The sequence below is a fragment of the uncultured Chitinophaga sp. genome (assembly GCF_902168175.1).
In the GTDB taxonomy this organism is placed as follows: domain Bacteria; phylum Bacteroidota; class Bacteroidia; order Chitinophagales; family Chitinophagaceae; genus Chitinophaga.
In genome coordinates, this window is the sequence record NZ_CABHOU010000009.1 from 1 (window position 1) to 20,516 (window position 20,516).

General features: G+C 49.5%; 12 protein-coding genes and 1 pseudogene. 5 read left to right on the forward strand and 8 right to left on the reverse strand.

Going from position 1 to position 20,516, the window contains the following annotated elements; all coding sequences use genetic code 11:
- The 5 genes and pseudogenes from QZT80_RS00545 to QZT80_RS00565 form a co-directional block, all read left to right on the forward strand.
- Positions 1-218 (forward strand): annotated as a pseudogene (locus tag QZT80_RS00545) (16S rRNA (guanine(527)-N(7))-methyltransferase RsmG); the annotation flags it as partial.
- A 674-nt stretch (positions 219-892) separates the two neighbouring features.
- Positions 893-1,453 carry an RNA polymerase sigma factor gene (locus QZT80_RS00550; protein WP_295116552.1) on the forward strand — a complete coding sequence of 187 codons (561 nt, stop codon included), beginning with the start codon at positions 893-895 and terminating at the stop codon, positions 1,451-1,453.
- 10 nt (positions 1,454-1,463) lie between these two features.
- Positions 1,464-1,853 (forward strand): hypothetical protein, encoded by a 390-nt coding sequence (locus QZT80_RS00555; RefSeq protein ID WP_295116553.1) that lies wholly within the window; start codon positions 1,464-1,466, stop codon positions 1,851-1,853.
- 97 nt (positions 1,854-1,950) lie between these two features.
- A complete protein-coding gene (locus QZT80_RS00560) occupies positions 1,951-2,160 on the forward strand; it encodes a hypothetical protein (protein WP_295116554.1) in 210 nt (69 codons plus the stop codon).
- Positions 2,161-2,285: 125 nt separating this feature from the next.
- Positions 2,286-2,849: a DinB family protein gene (locus QZT80_RS00565; RefSeq protein WP_295116556.1), complete on the forward strand. Its 564-nt coding sequence runs from the start codon at positions 2,286-2,288 to the stop codon at positions 2,847-2,849.
- Between the two features lie 162 nt (positions 2,850-3,011).
- On the opposite strand, the gene QZT80_RS00570 is transcribed toward QZT80_RS00565, so the two are convergent.
- Genes QZT80_RS00570 through QZT80_RS00605 form a run of 8 tightly spaced genes read right to left on the reverse strand, consistent with a single transcriptional unit; the run spans position 3,012 to position 20,499 of the window.
- Entirely contained in the window at positions 3,012-4,880 is a 1,869-nt protein-coding gene (locus QZT80_RS00570; protein ID WP_295116557.1) for a M1 family metallopeptidase, read from the reverse strand.
- A gap of 35 nt (positions 4,881-4,915) precedes the next feature.
- Entirely contained in the window at positions 4,916-6,223 is a 1,308-nt protein-coding gene (locus QZT80_RS00575) for an ATP-binding protein (protein WP_295116559.1), read from the reverse strand.
- A 2-nt stretch (positions 6,224-6,225) separates the two neighbouring features.
- A complete protein-coding gene (locus tag QZT80_RS00580) occupies positions 6,226-7,497 on the reverse strand; it encodes a DUF4157 domain-containing protein (protein WP_295116561.1) in 1,272 nt (423 codons plus the stop codon).
- A 32-nt stretch (positions 7,498-7,529) separates the two neighbouring features.
- Positions 7,530-8,060 carry a hypothetical protein gene (locus QZT80_RS00585; RefSeq protein ID WP_295116563.1) on the reverse strand — a complete coding sequence of 177 codons (531 nt, stop codon included), beginning with the start codon at positions 8,058-8,060 and terminating at the stop codon, positions 7,530-7,532.
- Positions 8,061-8,070: 10 nt separating this feature from the next.
- Positions 8,071-15,366: a DUF4157 domain-containing protein gene (locus QZT80_RS00590; RefSeq protein ID WP_295116565.1), complete on the reverse strand. Its 7,296-nt coding sequence runs from the start codon at positions 15,364-15,366 to the stop codon at positions 8,071-8,073.
- Entirely contained in the window at positions 15,367-16,041 is a 675-nt protein-coding gene (locus QZT80_RS00595; RefSeq protein ID WP_295116567.1) for a chitosanase, read from the reverse strand.
- A 37-nt stretch (positions 16,042-16,078) separates the two neighbouring features.
- Positions 16,079-17,626, reverse strand: coding sequence for a contractile injection system tape measure protein (locus tag QZT80_RS00600; protein ID WP_295116569.1), 1,548 nt, complete (start codon positions 17,624-17,626; stop codon positions 16,079-16,081).
- Entirely contained in the window at positions 17,626-20,499 is a 2,874-nt protein-coding gene (locus QZT80_RS00605; protein ID WP_295116571.1) for a hypothetical protein, read from the reverse strand. The genes QZT80_RS00600 and QZT80_RS00605 overlap by 1 nt, the downstream gene beginning before the upstream one ends.
- Positions 20,500-20,516 lie beyond the last annotated feature (17 nt).

Here is a 20,516-nt window from a genome sequence, read left to right on the forward strand (position 1 = left end):
CAGTAGCCCCGCTCGCCGACCTGATGCGCTGGAGCAAACCCGTTCTCAAAAAAGCCCCCTATGATAACGGCGGTGTTCCTGCCGGACTCATTTGCCTGAAGGGCGGCGACCTGGCCCAGGAGATTTCCGAAAGTGGTTTCCGACCGAAGAAACAGGACATCTACAGACTTTTCCCGGAAGAGTATTTCAAAGACAAATACATTCTAAGCGTCAGATAATCACCCACTTATCTGGCCCAAAACATCCTTTTCCCCGTTCAACAATGTGAAGGTAGGTGAATTGAAAACCACCGCAAAGCTGCGTGTCGCTGCGTGTCGCTGCGTGTCGCAGACTGTCGTGATTGTCGCGGAATGTCGTGATTGTCGCATATTGACTCGTCCTAAAATAGCAGAGGGTATGCTGAGAGCGTAGTGAGAGCGTGCTGAGAGCGTACCGAGAGCGTACCGAGAGCGTAGTGAGAGCGTAGTGAGAGCGTACCGAGAGCGTACCGAGAGCGTAGTGAGAGCGTGCGAGAGCGTACCGAGAGTATGGACAGCGTATCAAAGAGCATAAAAAACACACGTCCCCAGTCCTCAAAAATCTTTACATCTGTAAAGAATTGCGCCAGTTAGCGAATCATGAGATCAGCAAACCGCTATTCATTGATTTTATACGATATCTCGCGGCCTCCTGATCATTATACCTGCCAATATCCTTTCCATCCTCCAAATAAAACCTTCCTGCATAGGGGCTACCTGCTGCCAGAAGCGTCAAATTGATTATCAGGATGTTAAGAACATGTAGTACATTGACCTGGCGTACCGGGATAAAAATATTTCCGGTTTTACAATATCGGAAACGCACGCTCGTCTTCCTTAGTAAGATGAGAGAGTTGCTCTTCATACAAACAGCTATGGCAGCCGAACAAAACGAGCGCATAAAGGAAACGGTGCAAAAGGAACGGAAGCGTTTACTGCATTTCATCCGGAAACGGGTAGATAATGTGGATGATGCTGAAGACATTTTGCAGGATGTTTTCTACCAGTTTACCCAATACCTTAGGGTGGGTACTGAGGTAGATTCCATCACCGGATGGCTGTTTGCCGTAACCCGGAACAGGATCACGGACTGGTTCCGCAAGAAACGGGAAGACAACTTTTCTGATATCCAGTTTAAAAGTGACGACGGCCAGGACACTCTTTTTCTATCCGACATACTTTCTGACAACTCCCCCGGTGCCGATGCTCCCATGGTGCGCAAGCTAACGATGGAAGCGATTATGGAAGCCCTGGGTGAACTCCCGGAAGAACAGCGGTATGTGTTCCTGCAGCATGAGGTAGAAGGTAAATCCTTCAAAGAAATTTCCAAAGCCACCGGCGTGTCCGTGAACACGTTATTGTCAAGGAAAAGATATGCGGTGCTGTATTTACGTGAAAGACTGGCAGATTTGTACAACGAGTTTTTAAATTCTTAAACGAATAGTTATGAAACGATTTTCTGTGGCCCACTTTTTAAAGTTTGTCGTAATGGCAGTTGCCTGCGTTGGGCTACTGGGTTTCGTGACCATGTTCCTGTGGAACTGGCTGATACCCGTACTTTTCAGTGGTCCCATCATCTCGTTCTGGCAGGCACTTGGCCTGTTACTGCTTAGCAAGTTGCTGTTAAGCGGCTTTGGCAGAGGCGGTGGCCCCTGGGGCGAAAAAGGCCAGCAGCGATGGAAAGAAAAGATGAAAGCCAAAATGCAGCACATGTCTTCGGAAGAGAAAGCCAGGTTTAAACAGAACCTTTCCAAATGTATGGGAGGCAGATGGGCAAAACTGGAAGAGGAAGAAGAGAAGCAACAGCCCGGAGAAAGTAATAAGCCGACTGAGTAATAAATATGCCACGTCCCGGCCACTGCGCCGGGACGTTTTAAATAACCTGACTATACTGACGAACATGGAAACCGCTCACTACCTAAATCACAGCGCTATGATAGGGATATTTAAAACCAATATCGCCACGCAAAGCGAAAGTTATAACGTACTCAAAGCTATCCAGCAACACTTCGACGTAGGCCAATGTAATGTAGATATTGAAGATTGCGACAGGGTGCTGCGCATCGTAGACCTGAAAGTCCCGGAAGATAAAATGATGGAATTCGTACGCATGCAGGGCTTCCTGTGCGAGGCACTTGAATAGCCACCTTAACGTTAGGCAGCACCAAAAAAGAATAGTACATTAGCATACCACAGTACTATCACTGCCCGGGTACCTGCTTAACCATCAACTGTAAAACACTGTTCACAACGAAAAACCTTAAGACCATGAACAGGAAAGAAATAGGCACGCTGCTGAACACAAACTTCAATGCATTCGCAGACTTTATAGATTCATTATCCGATCATCGCTTTACGGTATCGCCGGAAGGTAAATGGTCGGCAGGGCAACAGCTGGACCACCTCGTTCGCAGTACCCGCCCCGTAAACAAAGCATTGAGCTTACCTAAATTCGCGCTGCGCTTTTACGGCAAACCTAAAACATCCTCCCGTGCTTACGAAGTAGTGGTAAGCGATTACCGGAAAGTACTGGCGCAGGGCGGAGAATCGTCCCGGGCCTTTATTCCCGGCGTTGTACACCTGCCACAACGGGAGTCATTACTCAAACAGTTCCATCAACAAAAAGACCGGTTAATAAGCCTGACCGAACAGCGCGACGAAGCCGAGCTTGATAATTACCAGTTACCTCATCCACTGCTTGGAAAAATTACGGTAAGGGAGATGTTGTACTTCACCGCTTACCACACCGCTCACCACCTGCACGATTTGCAAACCCGTGAGCAGTTGCGTAAGAACCCGTGGAATAGCGCATTGGAACAAGTTATATTCTGAGGAAAAAATTTGGCGGTGTATACATATACCCGTCATGAAAAAAGGGACCGGCGAAGAAAGCCGGTCCCTTTTTTGTTTTTTGAAGATACGATAATTTTATGTTGAGTAGCGCGATGCCGATGAAAGGAGCGTCGCAACGGACGCTTCATCGGAAATCTGTCGCTAAGCTACTGCCTTATTATTACTTCTGTCGATATCAGCCATGCGCTGGCTGGGGTCTATCTCCACGCTTTTCAAATCTTTAATGGGCACGCCCAGGTTGATTTCGTACGTAGGGTGCGTCCACTTCCAGGCGTCGTGCATGGTGCGCGGGATGCTTTCGGTTTCATTCGGTTTGGCGCCGAACATCAGGTCGAGGGGAATGTAGTGCGTTACCTTACGACCGTCTTTCATTTCCACTACAAAATCAACGGGCATCGGCATCAGGCCTTTGCGGCGCAGGCGCACGATAGTGCTGCCGTTTTGCTCGTAAACACTATCCAGCGCATAGTCGATGTGTTTGGTCGTGTTTACGAAGTACATTTTGTACCAGTCGAGTTGTATACCGCTTGTTTTTTCCATCACGCGAACAAAGTCGTTCACGTTGGGATGTTTAAAACGCCAGTCCCAATAGTAGCGCAACAGCCCTTTATCGCGGTTGGCCGCACCGATGATGTAGCCCAATTGCTCCAGGAACACCGCTCCTTTTGAATAGGACGAAATACTGTAACCGTTGTTGGTGCTAAAATGGTCGGCATGTGTACTCATTGGCTCTTCACGGCCGCTTTTGATCAAACTGAAGTAGTTGTCGTACGAGCCGGCCAGCGGCCATTTACCCACGAGCGTATCGATAGTAGCGTGCAGGATATTTTCTTCCCCGAAAGTCGTAAAACCTTCGTCCATCCATGGATACAGGCTTTCGTTAGTTCCCAGCATGCCCTGGTACCAGCTATGCATCCATTCATGCACGGCAACACCATACAAGCCAGCTATTTTGCCCGTACCTAATATCAGCGTAGCCATGGGGTATTCCATACCACCATCGCCGCCCTGGATAAAGGAGTATTGTTTGTAAGGATAAGGGCCGTAGTGCGTTTTAGCGTAAGCATACGCCTTCGCCATCATGTCGGGCAACAGCGGCCATGTTTTGGAAGTGGTATCTGTAGCGATGTAAAAGAAATGCGCGGTGAAGTCGTCTATCTTTTTGGTGATATGTGTATACTTTGTATCGGCTGCCCAAACAAAATCATGCACGTTAGGAGCAACGAACTGCCAGTTCAATTTGCTACCCGCAGTCACTACCTTTGTACCCGGCGCCTCGTAACCATGCCCGATCTGCTGCGGATTTTGCAGGTAACCGGTAGCGGCAATGGTGTAAGCTTTATCCATGCTGATGGTCACATCGAAGTCGCCCCATACACCGTAAAACTCGCGCGCGATGTATGGTGTTGGATGCCAGCCTTCATAATCGTATTCGCACATTTTCGGGTACCACTGCGCCATGGAATAATCCACTCCTTCTTTGTTATTGCGGCCACTGCGGCGGATCTGTACAGGCACCTGCGCCTCAAATTCCATATCGAACGTTGCACTGCTTTTGGGCAGAATGGGTTTGTCCAGCTCCACTACCAGGATAGTTTCCTGCATGTTGAAAGTCTGTTTGCGGCCATTCATTTTTAAGGAAAGTACTTTCTGGTAGCCGATTTCGTTTGGCTGTAGTTTGGAAATGCGGTCTACAACACGGCCATCCCAGTCGTAACGGTTGTTGCCGTTACGGTCTTTACCCAGCAATACTTTACCTAGCTCAAGGCTGCGTACGTCCATGGAGCTGTTAGGCTGAAAGGCATTCCAGTAAAGGTGATAGAATACTTTGTACAGGGTATCGGGCGAATTATTAAAATATTGCAGGCTTTGTTTACCTGCAAACCGGTTAGTGGCCGCGTCCATGTCGATATTCATCTTATACTTTACGCGCTGCTGCCACCTGTCGGGCTGGGCGGATGCCGACAAAGCTGTCAGCGCCAGGAGGCCCGAAAACAGAAAATTTCTCATACGAAGCAGAAATAGTTAAGCAGCGAAAATACAAATTATAGCGACTTCTCCTCCTTCCCGAACTCTTTCCGCACTCCTTCGAGGATATCCTTGAGCAGCAACTCCCCTTTTTGCCGGGCAAAAGCCTGTAGACTGGCGTATTGCATAATGTTAAGGATGGCCGCCCCCGTAAGATCGAACCGTTCAGCTAGTTGCTTCAGGTCCACGGAGTTATGAAGTTTCAGACTGGCGGGCATCGACTTTTGCCATAACTGCAGCCGCTCGTCGGGACTGGGCATTGGGAAGTGAATGATGGCGTGAAAACGGCGCAGAAAAGCCTCGTCGAGATTATTTTTTATGTTGGACGCGAGGATGAGCAGGCCCGGAAAATCCTCGACGCGTTGCAACAGGTACGACACTTCCTGGTTGGCGAAACGGTCGTGGGCGCTTTGCACATTGGTACGTTTGCCAAAAAGCGCATCTGCTTCGTCGAAAAACAGGATCCAGTTTTTATGTTCCGCGCGGTTGAATACCTTTTCCAGGTTCTTCTCCGTTTCACCGATGTATTTAGAGATCACCTGCGAGAGATCGATGCGGTATACATCTTTCCCGAACTGTTTCCCTAACAGGTTGGCCGTAAGCGTTTTGCCGGTGCCCGAAGGACCATAAAACAAGGCCCTGTAGCCGCGTTGTACTTTACGGGCGAGGTTAGCATCGCTGCTAAACTGGTGGTGATATTTCAGCCAGGTGCTGATGTCGCCAATCTGTTCGCGGGTGATGGGATGTAACACTACATCCTCCCAGGTCATTTTTGTTTGCAGTTTACGGGCAGGGAAATCCGGGCTAAAACGGGGCGGGCGTTCGCCGCCATGCAGGGTTTTGTCGAGCCATTCCTGCGAAAGCACCAGGCGTCCGCTCATTGGAGGCTCGCCTGCTTTCACCTCACCGAGGGTCAACACCTCCTCGCGGTAAAAATTCCCTTCGTCGGCGAAGTAGCTTTGTACCTGCAGGCGTTTACTGATTTGCCGCCCGGCCAGCAGCAACTGCGCCGTTTCTCCAGTTGGCAGCATTCCGCGATGCGTCACTCCTTTTACCCCGCCAAACTCCGCGAAATCGCCTCCCTGCGGCAGGTACTGCTGAATAATCGTTTCAAAAAAGTTAGGTTGAAGATGCGGCACTAACGCCAGTAATAACACCACTTGCTCTCCAGGCGTGAAGGAGGCGAAAGAAGATAACGACGAGGTGCTTTCGGCAATATCATCCAGGTATACCTTCGGTTCCATTTCTTTATGCGAGAAGTGAGCAGCCAGTCGCGCGTGCATAAAAACAGCCAGTTGGTCCAGCGCCTGCGTTAATTCGTTCATTTTTATAACTTCTTAAACCATTTAATGATATTGTTCTCATCGAACTTCAGCGGCGGCAGTTTAAATATCTGCTCGCCGGGGGCAGGTTCGTACTTAGGGGCACCTGAAGGCGGTATTTCATATGGCGAAGGAATGGGCGGCGTCCACCTTTTTCCTTTCGCTGTTTGTATGGCAGCCTTAAAAGCTGCTTTGACCGCCTTCTTCGTGTTTTCGTCCGTCGGAATAAAATCAAGTGCTTTATCTACCAGCGATTCATCTGCATCCTTCGCCGCGTCGATTACTTTCTCCCTCCAGTCTTTCGGCAACTTTTTCAGGATAGGATCGTGTTCGAGTACTTCCTGGATGGGCGTTTTGCGGGGGATGTTAAGATCCGGAACGGGTTTGTAATTGAAAGACGGATCGGTTTCGCCTTCGGGGGTGTATTGATACGGCGGTATGATTTGCGGCGTTTTGTAATCGAAGTTGAGCGGTGGCGGGCTTGTCCAGTTAAGCCTGGGCGCAAAGGTGCGCCGGGCGGTGAACATCAGTTGCACCCGCCTGTTTTTCGGCTGCTTCTGGTCCGATTTCACAGCAGGTTCGCGTTCGCCCATACTGCGGGTGCTGATCATGGCTTCCGGCAGGGCGCCGTCACCGGAGGTCAGTTCTGCCTTCACCGCTTCAGCGCGGGCCAGTCCGAGCGCTTCATTTTTCGCTTCCGTATCTACCGCATCTGTATGGCCCCACAACGTGAGGAAGGAGTCGGGATAATTTATAAGCATGGCGCTGATCTGTTTTTTATATTCTGCCAGCCTGATGATATGTTCTGGTGTAAGTACCGGTTGCCCAAACTCAAAGGCATCTATTTCAATCGAGTTTTCGTAAGAGTCCCATAAGGCTTTACCGCTCTCCCCTTCTTCACCGCCCAGCGGTTCGCGCTGGATATTACTTGTTTGTCCTCCCACCTGTTGCGCCACATGCGTCAGTTCATGCGCCATCAGTCGATTACCTTCACGCGTGCCCGGATTATAAAATCCATCGTTAAACACTACGTGGTTACCATGTGTGTATGCTTTGGCCTGCAGCGCATCAGCCGAAGCTGCCGCCTCTTTGCCCGTATGCACCTGCACCTGCGACAGATCAACGCCTAAACGCGGGGCAAAGAACTGTTGTTCTGCCGGCGACAAAGCCTTGCCTGTTCCGGGATTAAAGAACGATTGTTCATTCCCGAAAAACGGTGTTTCTTTTTGTTTGTCCTGCTGGACATGTTGTTTCCTTCTTTTACTCCGAGGTTTCATAACAATTCAGTTTTCGGTGGAAGGGGAAAGTTTTATTTACAGGTGATTAATTGAAAATCTTCCTGGATAAGCTTTGTGAGCGAGCGGCCGGTGAAGGCCTCTATGATGGCGAATATGCGCTCTTCATCGTTTTTATCTTCTTTGCTAAAGTGTTTTTCTGCGGGTAGCAGTTCACCTTCGTCCATTGCTATCTTACCATTGAGGATACCCCGTACGCGTTTACGTTCGCCATTTTCGAATAAAGAAAATCCGTAAGTGCCTGTAACTCCATCCAGCCAATAGATCAATATGTTTGTTTGGGAAGATGCAGTGGCGAGGAGTTCGTCCAGTTCGTACAATTCGGTGTCGTAAAAGTTCGCGTCCATTACGTATTCGTTTGCCTGTATCAGCGTGCAGTCATCCACGTAAGCGTAGGCTACGCCCGCCCAGGTGGCGCTGGTTGCTGCTTTCATGGACACAGTACCTCCCTCACCGGCACAAGGTATCTCCAGCAGTTGTTGCCAGGTTTTCGGGGTTTGTTCGTAATTTTTTGAGAGGCACGCACCTCCGAATTTATAACTCATCTCTTCCTTTTTATTGTTTCGGTACTAGTTTTGCTTCGGCCCTCATGAGGTATTGTTTGGTGTAAGCAAGATACAATTTCTCCATTTCCGGGTTAACCACCTTCACCGCATCGAATTTATTGGCTTCCATCAACTTGTACACCACATCCTGCGCAGCGCTTACTTCGCCTTCCAGGGCTTTGCACTCTATGATCAACAGTTCTTTTCCTTTCACCGCCCAAATGTCAGCCCTCATCAGGTCGCCGCCGGCAGCCGGAATCATTTCTATTTCGCGGAACACCTGGTAACCGAGGTTTTCGTAGTATTTGAGGTGAACCCTCGTCCATAATTCCCCAATCAGGTTATTTTTTATACTGCCATTGATGTTGGCATTCATCACCACTTTTTTGAGTACCTCCCAGCGGGCGAAGTTAATTCCTGAGCTGTCTACAACCGCATTGGCCATTGCGGTTGCTACGTCTTTCTCACCACGCGTTACCTTATTAAACACCGCCTTCCCTGAATCCTTCGTACCCTTACGCATGTTAGCTGCTACTTCTATTGTATCGCCAGTCACCTGGGCATCGGCGCCCCACATTTGTTTCGCCAGCGTTTCAAATCCTTTTTCTCCATCCGCCATTGCCAATTTTACACTTTCGGCAAAAGCATCACTGGCTTTAATCGCCTCCACCATCTCTTTATAGTCCGGAAGCGGCTGTGCCGGCATACCCTGGCGGATGCGCCAGAGCCTGTCCAAATCGCCTTTCCCACCCTTACCCGCTTTGGCAATAAGGTCCGCGATTTCTTCTTTAGTAGCCTTAATACCAGTTGTTACATCAAACAGGTTCAACACAAACGCATCTACCCAGCGGGCGTCACGTAGTTTGGAAAGATCAGCGAGAGAATAGGTATCCAGCAGCGCGTTCGCTTTTTCAAAGCCGGGGTAAGTGAAACGGCCGGCATCGCCTTCACGTAGTATTTTAAACCTCACTGCTTCGTCCATCAGGTGTTCGGCTGTACGCATGATTGTTTTGTCAGTACTTTCCAGCCCTTTGAGGATGACGTTGATGTGTTTGGACGGCAGGTTACGTTCCAGTTCGAGCAAAGCACGCAACGTGTAAATGAAATCCTCCGCATTGGCGGCGCCGTGTAAAACGAAGGTGTTCATAATATTGTTGAGTTGTGCTACAGGCACGCCCATATCATTGATCAGCTTCAGGTTATTTTTGATACCGCTTACTGCTTTAAATTTATCCGGCACTACCAGTGCCGGTATATTCACTCCATTAATTGTTGCCGTAAACCGGTTCACCAGGTCATCGATAGCGCCATCGAGTGCTTTGGGATCGTTTCTGTGTTTATAGATAAACTCATTCGCCTTCCGCAGCTCATCCGGCGTTTTACCATCCAGTGCGGCACTCAGTCTTTTAATTTGTTCCGGGGTGAGACTTGGCGGGAAGCAGGGCGATGCGCATTTCTTCAGTACGAGGATAGCCGTTGGATTATCCAGTAGCGTTTTACGGATAACCTTATCGTCGATCAGTTTGATAATCGTGCCTTCATCCGTCATCGGGCCGATCTTCAGCAGGTCGTCATACACATCGGCGGGAATGTTTTTCTCCAGTTTGATCTTTTCCAGCAGGGCCAGGTACTTATCGCGGCCGAGCAGGTTTACGGCCGAATTTGCCACGATGCGTTTGGAAAAAGGATCGTTCAGCAGGCTCATTACGCGCACATAATCCGACTGCATTTCGATGCTCTTGCCCAGCGTTTCCAGTTCGCGCAATACACGTTGCTGGGCACGGCCAACATCATTGGTAAGGCCGAGCAGGTCTTTTGCCAGCAGTTCGCCCATCTTTTGTTGTAAAACAGGAGAAAGGGCATTCGCATCAAAAGCGTCCAGCAGCCTCGGTTCCACCGAACGTAATACCTGCCGGTTTTTAGCGGTGGCCGACAAGGCATTAAAGCCCTGGCCGAATTGTTCCACCAGTGGCACCGCTCGTTTTGCTTTTGTTTCGAAACCAAGCGCTTTCAGGTGATCTGCAAAACTCAGCGCTTTACCTTCCTTCAGTGCTTTTTCCCATAAATCAAATTCCTTCACTACCATTTCCGGTTGATGACTATCGAGCAATACTTTTTGTACCCTGAAATCAGTCATTACGGCTTCCAGTGCCTTCGCGTTAGTTTTCAATGGCCCTGTTTCGATAAGCCTTACCAGTTCCGGCAGTTCTCCTATTGACTTACGGCCCATACCTGCGTAGAAGGTCATGATGCTTTTAAACACATCCTCCGAAATATTTTTACCAACATATTTAGACAGGGTGGTGAAAGCTTCCAGCACTTGTTTATCACGCATCGCTTCATTCATTACCCTCATGGCATGCGGATTACTACGCAATGGCCGCAGGAGTTCTACGTGCTGAATATATTCCCCTTTGTTTACGCGGCTTAAGGCTTCGTCTATACGGGCGATACGCCGGCCGGCCTCTTCCACTTCGCGGGCCGTTGTTTTGGCGGAGTTTTTTATTATTTCTTTTTCCGCCTCCAACGCCTTCACTACATCATTGGCCATTTTAGCGCCTTCACCAATTTTTCTTACCACAGATACAGCTGCGCCGAGGTCGAGCCCTAATGCCACCAGGCTCACCACAAACCAGAAATAGTCCGGGTTTTCGGTACCCAGTGCAAGTGCGGGGTTCATGGAAGTATTGTATGCATCTCGTTTTTGAGAAATATCCTTATAAGTATCGTATGCATCGTAAGCCCCCAGTACAATACTGGCTGCCAGTGCTGCCCAGCCTACAGGGCCGCTCAGCAATGCCAGCAATCCCACTCCGAGTGCTACTGCAGCAAAGCCCATCTTCCTGTAGAAGCCAGATGACTGGTGGGCCTTCATGGCATCCATCACATAAGAGTCTAACACCGTTCCTTCCAGCACGCCCAATTCGGCCTTTGCATTCATGATCACCGGAGGCATTTCCCATACCGTATCCGGTTTGTCGCGCAACTGCGCGCGGGTATTGGCGATGCTTCCAATAATACCTTCGCCATCGGCCGGTTTTATTTGGTCCTTCAATATCTTTCCCAAACTTTCAGGTGCCATGCCCGCATAAGCCTTTGCGTTTTTACGGATGCCCAACCCTGGATAAGCGAGCAGTGGGAACCGTTCCGCCTTCTGCATCAATAATTTTGTAGCCTCCGTTTCAGCATCGTAGTACCGGGCATAGTGAGGATTCTTTTCATTTCGCTTTTTGAGCTCGTCCACACGCAAATGCGCCAGTCGTTCCCGGGGATAGGCATACTCATCGTCGGCACCTGGTTTTTTCTTTGCCTCCATATAATCGTTCTCGCTGGCATATTTGTTTTCACCCGCCTCACCCGATTCCTGGAACCCAATCCCTTTCATCAATGCCGCATCCGACTTATCATAAATCAACTGTAGTTCTTTTAATGCGCCCTGCAAGTCTGTTACACCATCGTTTGAACTGTAATGATTCAGTTCAATGTTCGCCTGCTTTTCATTACGCGAAAGCATTTCAAACGCTTTACCCAGTGCCAGCGCCTTAAAACCTTTGATGAAAGATTCCTTCTTCTGGCTATAGATATCAGAGGTAAGACCCAATCGTTTTAACTCTTCGTCACGCTGTTTTACCACCTGCGCTAACTCAGCCCTTTTTGCTGCTATTTCTGCAGTGGGGCGCCGCTCCTTCATTTCCCGTGGTGCGTTCTGCATTGAATCGATAGCAGATTCAAGTTCCGCAACCCGTTTGCTCAGGCTATACAACGTACCCGTCACCGACAAATCGATCGCATCTGCATCGAGTTGTTCTCGGCGCTCGCTACTACCCGGAGACAGGGCTTCCAGGTTACCTGCCAGCGCTTCATAATCCGTTACAAACATCTTCACTTCCAGGTAGCCAATTTTCACATGTTCCGGCTTCACTCCGGGATACTCTGTCCAGAACCAGGTATTCTTTCCAATGTAATCCTGGGCCTGTTCCGTCGTAATCGGGAACGCAGCCAACAGCACTTTGATCAGAATATCCTTCCTGATCGTATCATACTTCGCGTCCGTTTTATCTACCGCATCAGCTTCCGTTACCGGTATGCGGAAAACCATCGCACTACCTGCATTTACCTGGTGCTGCTGGTTGTATATGAACAGCTTCATATCCAGTACGCGTAACGTAGTTTGGCCCAATATCCCATCGGCCTCCTTCCCTTCGGCCCCGTTATCTTTTTGAAACGAGCGCACCGCCTCCCTGGTACCTTCACCGTATTTGCCCGTGCCCACCTTAGGCAGTATCGGATCTACCTCTTTTACATCACTCCCCAGGTCGTATTTCAATGCAGACAAGGCATACTGTATACCGGTTACGTAGTCGCCCTGATCATCAAACTGGATGTACATCCTGGAGTTATGGTTCACATCATCCAGTACCGGATAGTTACGCAGCGGCGAGATCAAAGGTGAAGGTTTAGGCTCATGCGCCATGGCTATACCATAAATACGCTCCAGTTTTTTAGGATCGATGCCGAAAGTTTGCGTATTGTTACCGGCATGCAGTATGGAGGCATCTTTAATAGCCAGTATAGTTAAGGATGACCGGTAATCCCCATCCAATATACCATTGGCCTCAAGCCCATTATAATCATCTTTTTTCCAGCTGATAATATTCAGCTGCAATTCGTACACGTGGTTCGCATATTCCACCCCGTTTTCCATACCGGGGTAAATCTTCTCCTCGTGGAAAAGATTATAAAATTTATATCCCGCATACCAGGATTTAAGATTTGCGTCGAATGCAGCATCGTAATCGATCTTGTATTTTTTCTTATCATCGCCCGGCTTAAGCTGTATAGAAGGCATGAGCTGCACCTTTTCCTCCGCTGCTTCGCAGGTTGCACATTTCAGTTGAATCATTGGTGCTGCAACTCTTTTAGGTTGAATTTCTTCCTCCGCTTCGCATTCGGCACACAACTGTACATGCTCACGGGTTGCCGGTTCTACTGCAGATTGTTTCATCTGCACGGGTTCGTCTGCTGCCTCACACTTTGCGCACTTACGCTGTACCTTATTCATCTGTACGGGGCCTTCTTCGGCCTCACATTCAGCGCATCGTTGCACCTGCTCCTCTCCAGCTCCGATTACCGGTGTAAAATCATCTTCCGGCATCCGCATCACCTGTTCCGCCACCGCATCTGCCTCTTTTTCATACTCATCATCCGGCTGCCCCACGGTGAGTTTAGGTTTTAGGCCAACGAGATTAATGCGGCCCAGGAAATAGGCAGCGCGGAAATTATCGTCTTTTACAGTGTTCAGGATATCTAATGCGGCTTTTCCTGCCACACCATAGTCGGTTGTAGAAGCAGGGATCGTAGCTGCCGCACATTCCGACGGTTTAATACCACCCTCGAACTTCGCCCGGAAGGTAGCATCGGCCTTACTTCTTTTTACGATCTGATTATACAACTGATCGCCCAGTATTTCGGTAAAGCCTTCGCGTATCAATTGCCTGCTCTTATGAAGCGTATAGAAGTCCTGGTGAACAAATACATGCATCAATTCGTGACACATTACATTTATCGTGGCCCAGCGGTCTTCGCACTCATTTTTTGCACTGGGGAATTTGGTGGATAATGTTACGGTGGCGGAAGTTGAGTCCTGCCCCGTAAACGACATCAATGCCGCAATTTTATCCGCATAACCTTTGATGGTAGCGTCCTTTTCCATATCCGCCACCAGGTTCACAAATTCCGTTTGATCGTCAATACAACGCCAGTCGAAATGTGAGCGTTCAAACAGCTTGCTAAGTTCTGCCTGTTTCGTGGCGCGGTTGCTTATAAAATCCAGTCGCCATTGCAAGGGCACTGCCGCCCCGGCTATTTGCAGGTTTTTCGAATACTCCCAGGTATTCAGGAATAACCGGCTGCTGCCACGGGAAATATAGGGAGAGAAGAAGTTCATAGCTTCTTCCTCAATTACATCAGAAATATTAATGATTTCGGTTGAACTGTGCTGCTTCATCGCCGCGCCACCGTTGCTTCGCTTTTGCAGTTCTTTGTATAAGACAGCTTCTGTAAGGGCGGGCAGTTCCTTTTTCAACTTCGCCTTATCCAGCGCATCACCAGCGGCACGCGGACTAGGACAAGTGCTGCTGCCCGGCGCCCCGGCAGCAGCCACGGCAGCTCCCGCAAAGTGTCCTTCGAGTTTTGTGAGGTCGGCCCCGGTGGGGGCAGTTAAATTAGCTGCCAGCGCCACATCGAACCAACCGCTGAAGCGTAGTGCTTCGTTCTCAAAATCATTGTTCGCGGCACCTGGCGTAAACTGCGCCATCGAAGCGTAGGCCACCAGTTTTTTAGCGCCTTCATTTTTATCGTAACCTGCCAGTTTGTTATCAATCAACAAATCCAGTGCATACATCAGCCATTGCTGCTTGTCGGCCGAAAGAGCCGCGATGACGGCATCCAGATTGGCCTTTGCAGCTGTTTCGCCCGTACAGCGTTTAAATGTATCCAGGGCTCCCTGTTTAAATTTGGCTGCTTTGTATTTAGCCACATCTTTGTAATTCGTACTTACACTTACCTGGTTGGGTGGCGTACCTACTACAAACGGGGCGCGGGCAATACGTTTCATGCCGTTACGCTGCTGCACCACGTGCGTTAATTCATGGGCCAGTAGTTGTTTACCAGAAGATGACTGGGGCTGATATTCGCTCCTGTTAAAATAAATGTCGCTGCCCACTGCAAAAGCGCGGGCCTGCAACTGACTGTTAAGTCCGGCGGCATTCGAATCGTTGTGGATACGCACATTCCCGAAACTGGTGCCGAAGCGGCTTTCCATAAATGTTGCGGTTTGCCCGTCCAACGGCTGACCGTTACCGCGGGAGCTTTTAATACCTGCGTCCACGCTGGCAGGCACCGCGGTTTGGCCTCCGCCGGAGCGTTGTATCAAACTTTCGCCTTCAGCTTCGCATTGGGCGCACTTGCGTTGTATACCTGTGGAACGTTGTACAATGCTTTCACTAAGTGAGAAACGCTGCACCTGTTCACCGCCGTCGCTACGGGCGCGGGTGCGTTGTACCGGGCCAGCCTCCATGCGCATCACCTTCTCAGCCACTTCGTCGGCCTCCTGCTCAAACTCATCGCCAGGTTCGTTTACACTCAGCTTGGTTTGCACGGGTGCAAAAAACGACGGCGCTGGTGTAGCTACCTGGTTGGCAAAGGAAAAGAATGGCTGCGCCTCCTGCCCAACCGACGGTTGCGCCTGCGCTTTTTCCTCCCGGTGTTGGGTGGACGTTACCGATTTTTCCTTTGTATGCGACATCTACGGCACTTTTACTCCGTGCGCTAACACAGTTTTTTCCAGGTTCCAGTTATCTTTTTCCATTTCGTTCAGGAAACATTCGGTGCGATAAACCGTAGGGTGCAACACTTTACGTTTATGTGTGGCCAGCCAGTTTTGCCGGGCTTTTGCGTAAGCCTTGGTCCATGCTTTTTCGTCGCCGCCACGTAACGGTGTTTTTTCAGAGAAACGTGTGCGTAAAAAAACGGGAATGCTGCCTGAGTGTATGTAACTATCGTAAATCACCAGCATGCTTAGCGGAAGCGTAAACTTCTCTGCCTCAAAAAAGTGGACGGCGGGCTGGTAGTATAGTACTTCAAAAGTTTCGTCCTGCGCCTGCCGCATCAGAACATCTTCTTTAGCGCTGTTCCGGAGCAGGTCTTTAAATTCCTTGTTATCTACCAGGGCCGTTTTACCTATTTTAGGAAGATAGGGTTTGAAGGCGGCGGCGTATACGCCGTTCAGGGCCACATACCTTTCAACGAGGTTACCGAGGTTGCCCTGTTCGGTCGTCTGGCTGCGGCCATAAGTAATTTGCCTGCTCCCATTGCGGCCATCCGGAAAAATGGCGATCAGGTCGTAGCGGCCTTCGGCGCTTCCGGTTTCAAACACATTTACAATACTGATAATCTTTTTTTTGATATCGGGACTAATCATACAATAACTGTTTTATGTTAACATCGGGGTTATAAAATCAGATGGCCCAGTTTACTTTAAGCAGGTGTTTCATCCAGGGCAGGCGTATGATGCTGGTGCCCCAGGGCAGTTTGTTCAGCAGTACATCCACCGTTTTTTGTTCCACCTGCAACACCCACTCTTCATTTTTAAATTGCAGCAGGCCTTCGCGTTGCAGGAATGTTTCGCGTAATGCATCAACACTCGAGCTGTTTAGCGGCGGCCAATGCTCCAACACGGCCTGTAGTAAAGACTCCGCCTGCTGCTTTTCAGATGCATCCAGCACAATATCACGTTCTATAGCGGTTTCTAATGGAACACCGCACAGTACTTTCGCCATCACCATATCGTATTCCGGCGACTGTTCGTTGCCGGTGCAAAGGAACTGGAGCAGGTGTATCGCACGGTTAATGAAGGGGTCTTTAAGTTGATGATCTTTTTCGCCCAACCAGCTGAGGTGCCGGAACAAGTGAGTGAGAAAAGGATGCAGCAAAACCAATCCGGCCCCGTTTACGCAAATACCTTCTGCTGGCAATTCGGGGAAATGAATGGGGAGCATGGCCTCTTTAGGCCTTTCCACTGCGGAAACTCCTTTCACTTGTAAAACATCGCCGGCAGCTTCGGGCGATGGAGCCTTAGGAGCTACCTCCACTGATGATGTTCCGGCTCCGGCCGACTGCCGGAGGAACTGCTTTCCCACTTCCTCCATCTGCTGTCGTACTTCTTCTGGTAACACAGTATTGGCATACCGCTCCCATTCTTTTGAAAAGTGTTCCAGTTGCAGTGCTATGAATCTTTCCAGGGCAGCCCCCTTATACTGGGCACCTGTATCAATAAAAAGAAAAAAGCAATGCCAGCTGGTGTACCGTAAAGATTTAAGCGGCAATTGAAATGCCGCCCATTCCGGTGCTGCCATTTTTTCTAACATCTGTAACCATGTCCTGAATTGCTCTAGTATCGAAGCGGGGCATAATACTTCCAGCATCAGCTGCCTTAAAGCTGGTGAACATTGCAGTTGCCAGCGTGGGACATTTATGGTGCGATGGTTCCAGGCACGGTACCAGTACTCCCTGAACATCACAGGCGAGTGGCGAATGATAGCCAGCAGCTGTTCCTCCAACACCGACTGTTCATCGTGCTGCATCCACCAGGGGAGAATTCCTTTCTCTAAAAAGTAGAACCAGGCTCCCAGCGTACGTTCGTCTTTCGACATCTTTAGAGAAATACTGCCAGCCGACTCTTGCGGTGGTACAGCACCGGCTTTTACCGCAATATCCTGTTGCACCAATTCCTTCAATGCTTCATCAAGGGCTGCCAGCAGCGCGAGTTTAAAGTGTTCTTCAAAATCCTCCTCCGGTAACTTCTCCAACTCTATTTTCAGGAAAGGGATGTACAAATACTCCCCGTTGCCGGCATATTTATCCAGTATAGCATCCAGCTTACCGTTCCAGTTCTCTTCCATGCACTTTTTCGCCCGCTGCTGTAAAGCAAAAGCTTTGTCCATTCCTGGTATTTGCAGGCGCAGTTGCATGTTGCGGATAATATGTGTTTGGCTGTCGCCGGCCATTAACGCTGTATTTTAAACGTAAAGTATTCGTTAAAGTCCTCGCGCGAATCGGCCATGAGGTTCAAGGCGTCGTTATAGTTCTTCGCGAGTTGTACCATTTCTGCTTTGCTCATGCGTGCCACGCTGGCCTTATCCAGGCCCATTTTACCGATATCCCCGATATCTGCGACACCGGCCGTACCCACTTTGGTTTTATTCAGCACATTGTCGTAAGAAGTTACTACGCGGTTAAATGTTTCCTGGTAGTTCTTCACGACATCGGTCATATTACTGTTGATGAGTGCGCGCACGGAAGCGATGTTTTCTTCGACCTCTCCTTTCCTGGCCACTCCGCTAAGGCGGGTGTCTACATGATCATTTATATCTACCAGTTTTGTATTGACAGAGGCCTTCAGATCGGCCACCCTTGTTACGAGGTCTTCCCGGTCCAGGAATACATTTTCCTTCAGTTTTATCAGGTCTGCATTAAACAAAGGCGGTTTAACCAGGTCGGGCCTGATCTGGAAGATATCTGGCGGAATATACACCGGCGGGGTAACTACAATACCAGGCTTAATGGGCGGAACGATCACAGCGGCCATTGTTTCCGGTTTCACGGCGTATGGCAGATAGAAATCGCCTACCACCCGGCGCTGCGTGTTACCATTGGCATCCGTTGTTTGTGTATAGATAAGCAGGAAGGTGCCTCCTTTGGTAACGCCTGCGTTATGTATTACACCTGGATTTACTTTAGTAAAGTTGGAGAAGATGTACGACTGCCTCAACGCCTCCCGCGTATCCGTGGCAAGCTGCGTAAGCCACGACAGAGCTTCGGGATGAGCAATCTGGGCGACGTTCTGCAGCGGAGTGGCCAGCGTTGTGCGGGTCAGTAACTTCGCGCTGTTATTTACTACCGCCGCCTTAGTGGCGATAGAAGCATGAATATTTGTGAACTGGTTGGGCGAGGCCTGTGCTGCCGTTACCTGGAAAAACGGCTTAACATTATCGATCTCGATGTCCAGTGCTTTCTTGCGGTCCAATGCGGCGGTACGCAATTGTTTGGCGCTACCGTAATGCTCGGTAACACCCGGCACGTCTAGGTCTTTTTCGGTTGGAATGTTCTTCTCCAGTTCATCGTTGTACGACTTCATTTTATCGAGGTAGTTGGAGAACTTGTATTTCTGCAACTCAAACACGGTATCAAGATGGGGTGGCGTAAGCTCCCATTTGGGCAGTACGAAACGCGGGTTATTATCCAGTTGCAGGCCCAACACATCGAACGGCAGGTCTTTATCCTGGCACAACTTGTTCAGTTGCCCATACACCGATTCGTACGTACGGCCAATATGTCCTTCTATGCGGAAGAAGTCATATTTATCAAGGTCGTAATCCAGCGGATTAACCACATTGGCCGGGCCATTAGGATCAATAACGGGGGCAAAGTACGACAGATGTTTACCTGTTTCGTTACGGCGGAACTTCTCATAATCCCACTCTTCGTTCAGTTTACCTGCAGCATAATAAGCAGGGATACTACGCTCGCCCAGCGGGCCTTTGTAACTCACACTTGGCGTTACCCGAAGCGCTGTTACGTTCTTTTCTTCATACTCATATTGCTGTATCATTTGCACGAGGCGGTTGTACAGGAACAAAGCGCGGCGCATCTGCGCATCTTTATGATTAAGGATAGGCGACTCTATAAAACACTGCCTGTATTCGCAACTCGGTATGGGTGAAGTGTCTACCAGCAAACCCAGCGCCAGGTGTTTGGGGAACAGGTCGGGCGATACACAGCAGCCCTGGCAAAGATCGAGCGTAGCGGCTTTAAATTCCAGGTAAGCATCTGTTACATCTTTAATGAAATCATAGAAGTATTGGACGCTATAATCGTTCTGCGCTTTGGGCGCTTCCCTTAGTAAGGCGGCAGAAAATGAAGGCGCCGCCGCACCGGACAATACGCGGAAACGGTTGAGCAAACTGGCGGGCAAACGCAGCGCCAGGCCCGATATGCGGGAGCCGATATCGCCAATATCTGTAACACGGGTTGGCCCCTCTGCCCGCGGATCGTTTCGTACAATCACCGTGGCAGCACGGGGTAACTCGCCGTTCTGCGCAAAACACCGCTCCAGCGAAGCAGCTACGGTATCTGCCTTCGCCAACGCCACATCCAGCACTTTAGCCGTAGCCTGTATAGCCTGGTTGTAGCGGTTCCACATTTCACCGTAAGTGTATATACCGCTGGCCGTGGGATTAAATACCGGCCGCGCCACAAAAGCATCGGGTAATGAGAAATAACTCTCCCCGCAACATTCATCTTCCTGTTTAAAACGATCATAATCGGCCTTGCTGATCAGTAGTGGCCTCAACAGCGACTGCATCAGTATGCCTTTATTATCACAGTCGTTGGACGAACAGATGTCTGAATCTTCAAAGTACTGGCTGAGGTACAGCACCACTACATAGTCCGAAGCCTGCCGCTGCACGAAGAAGTTAGCCAGCGTTTCTACCTCCGTGCTGCCACCTCCATCGCCACGGGCGGGCAGCAGTTCATAGAGTGGTATCTGGCCGGTTTCGGCCTGTTTAAACAAGTTGTATTGCGCCTTTTTATCATCAAAGGGCAATACCTGTGTATACTGAACATCCTGTTCCAATGTAATTAAATCGCCATCGGAGGTGATACCGCAACCTTTTGTAACGGTTATAACACCGCTTCCATTTACCACTTTCAACCCGCAAACAATACCAGCGCCCAGCAAACGTGTGCGTGTAAGGCGGTCCTGGTAATCGAAATAACGCACCAGGTTATTCAGTTGCGAGGCGGTAAGCACCTGGTTATCCTCGAAATAATGACTGGCGGGCGGGGTTACTTTCAGTTTTACAGGAATGTTTTCCATAAATATCTGTTTATAAT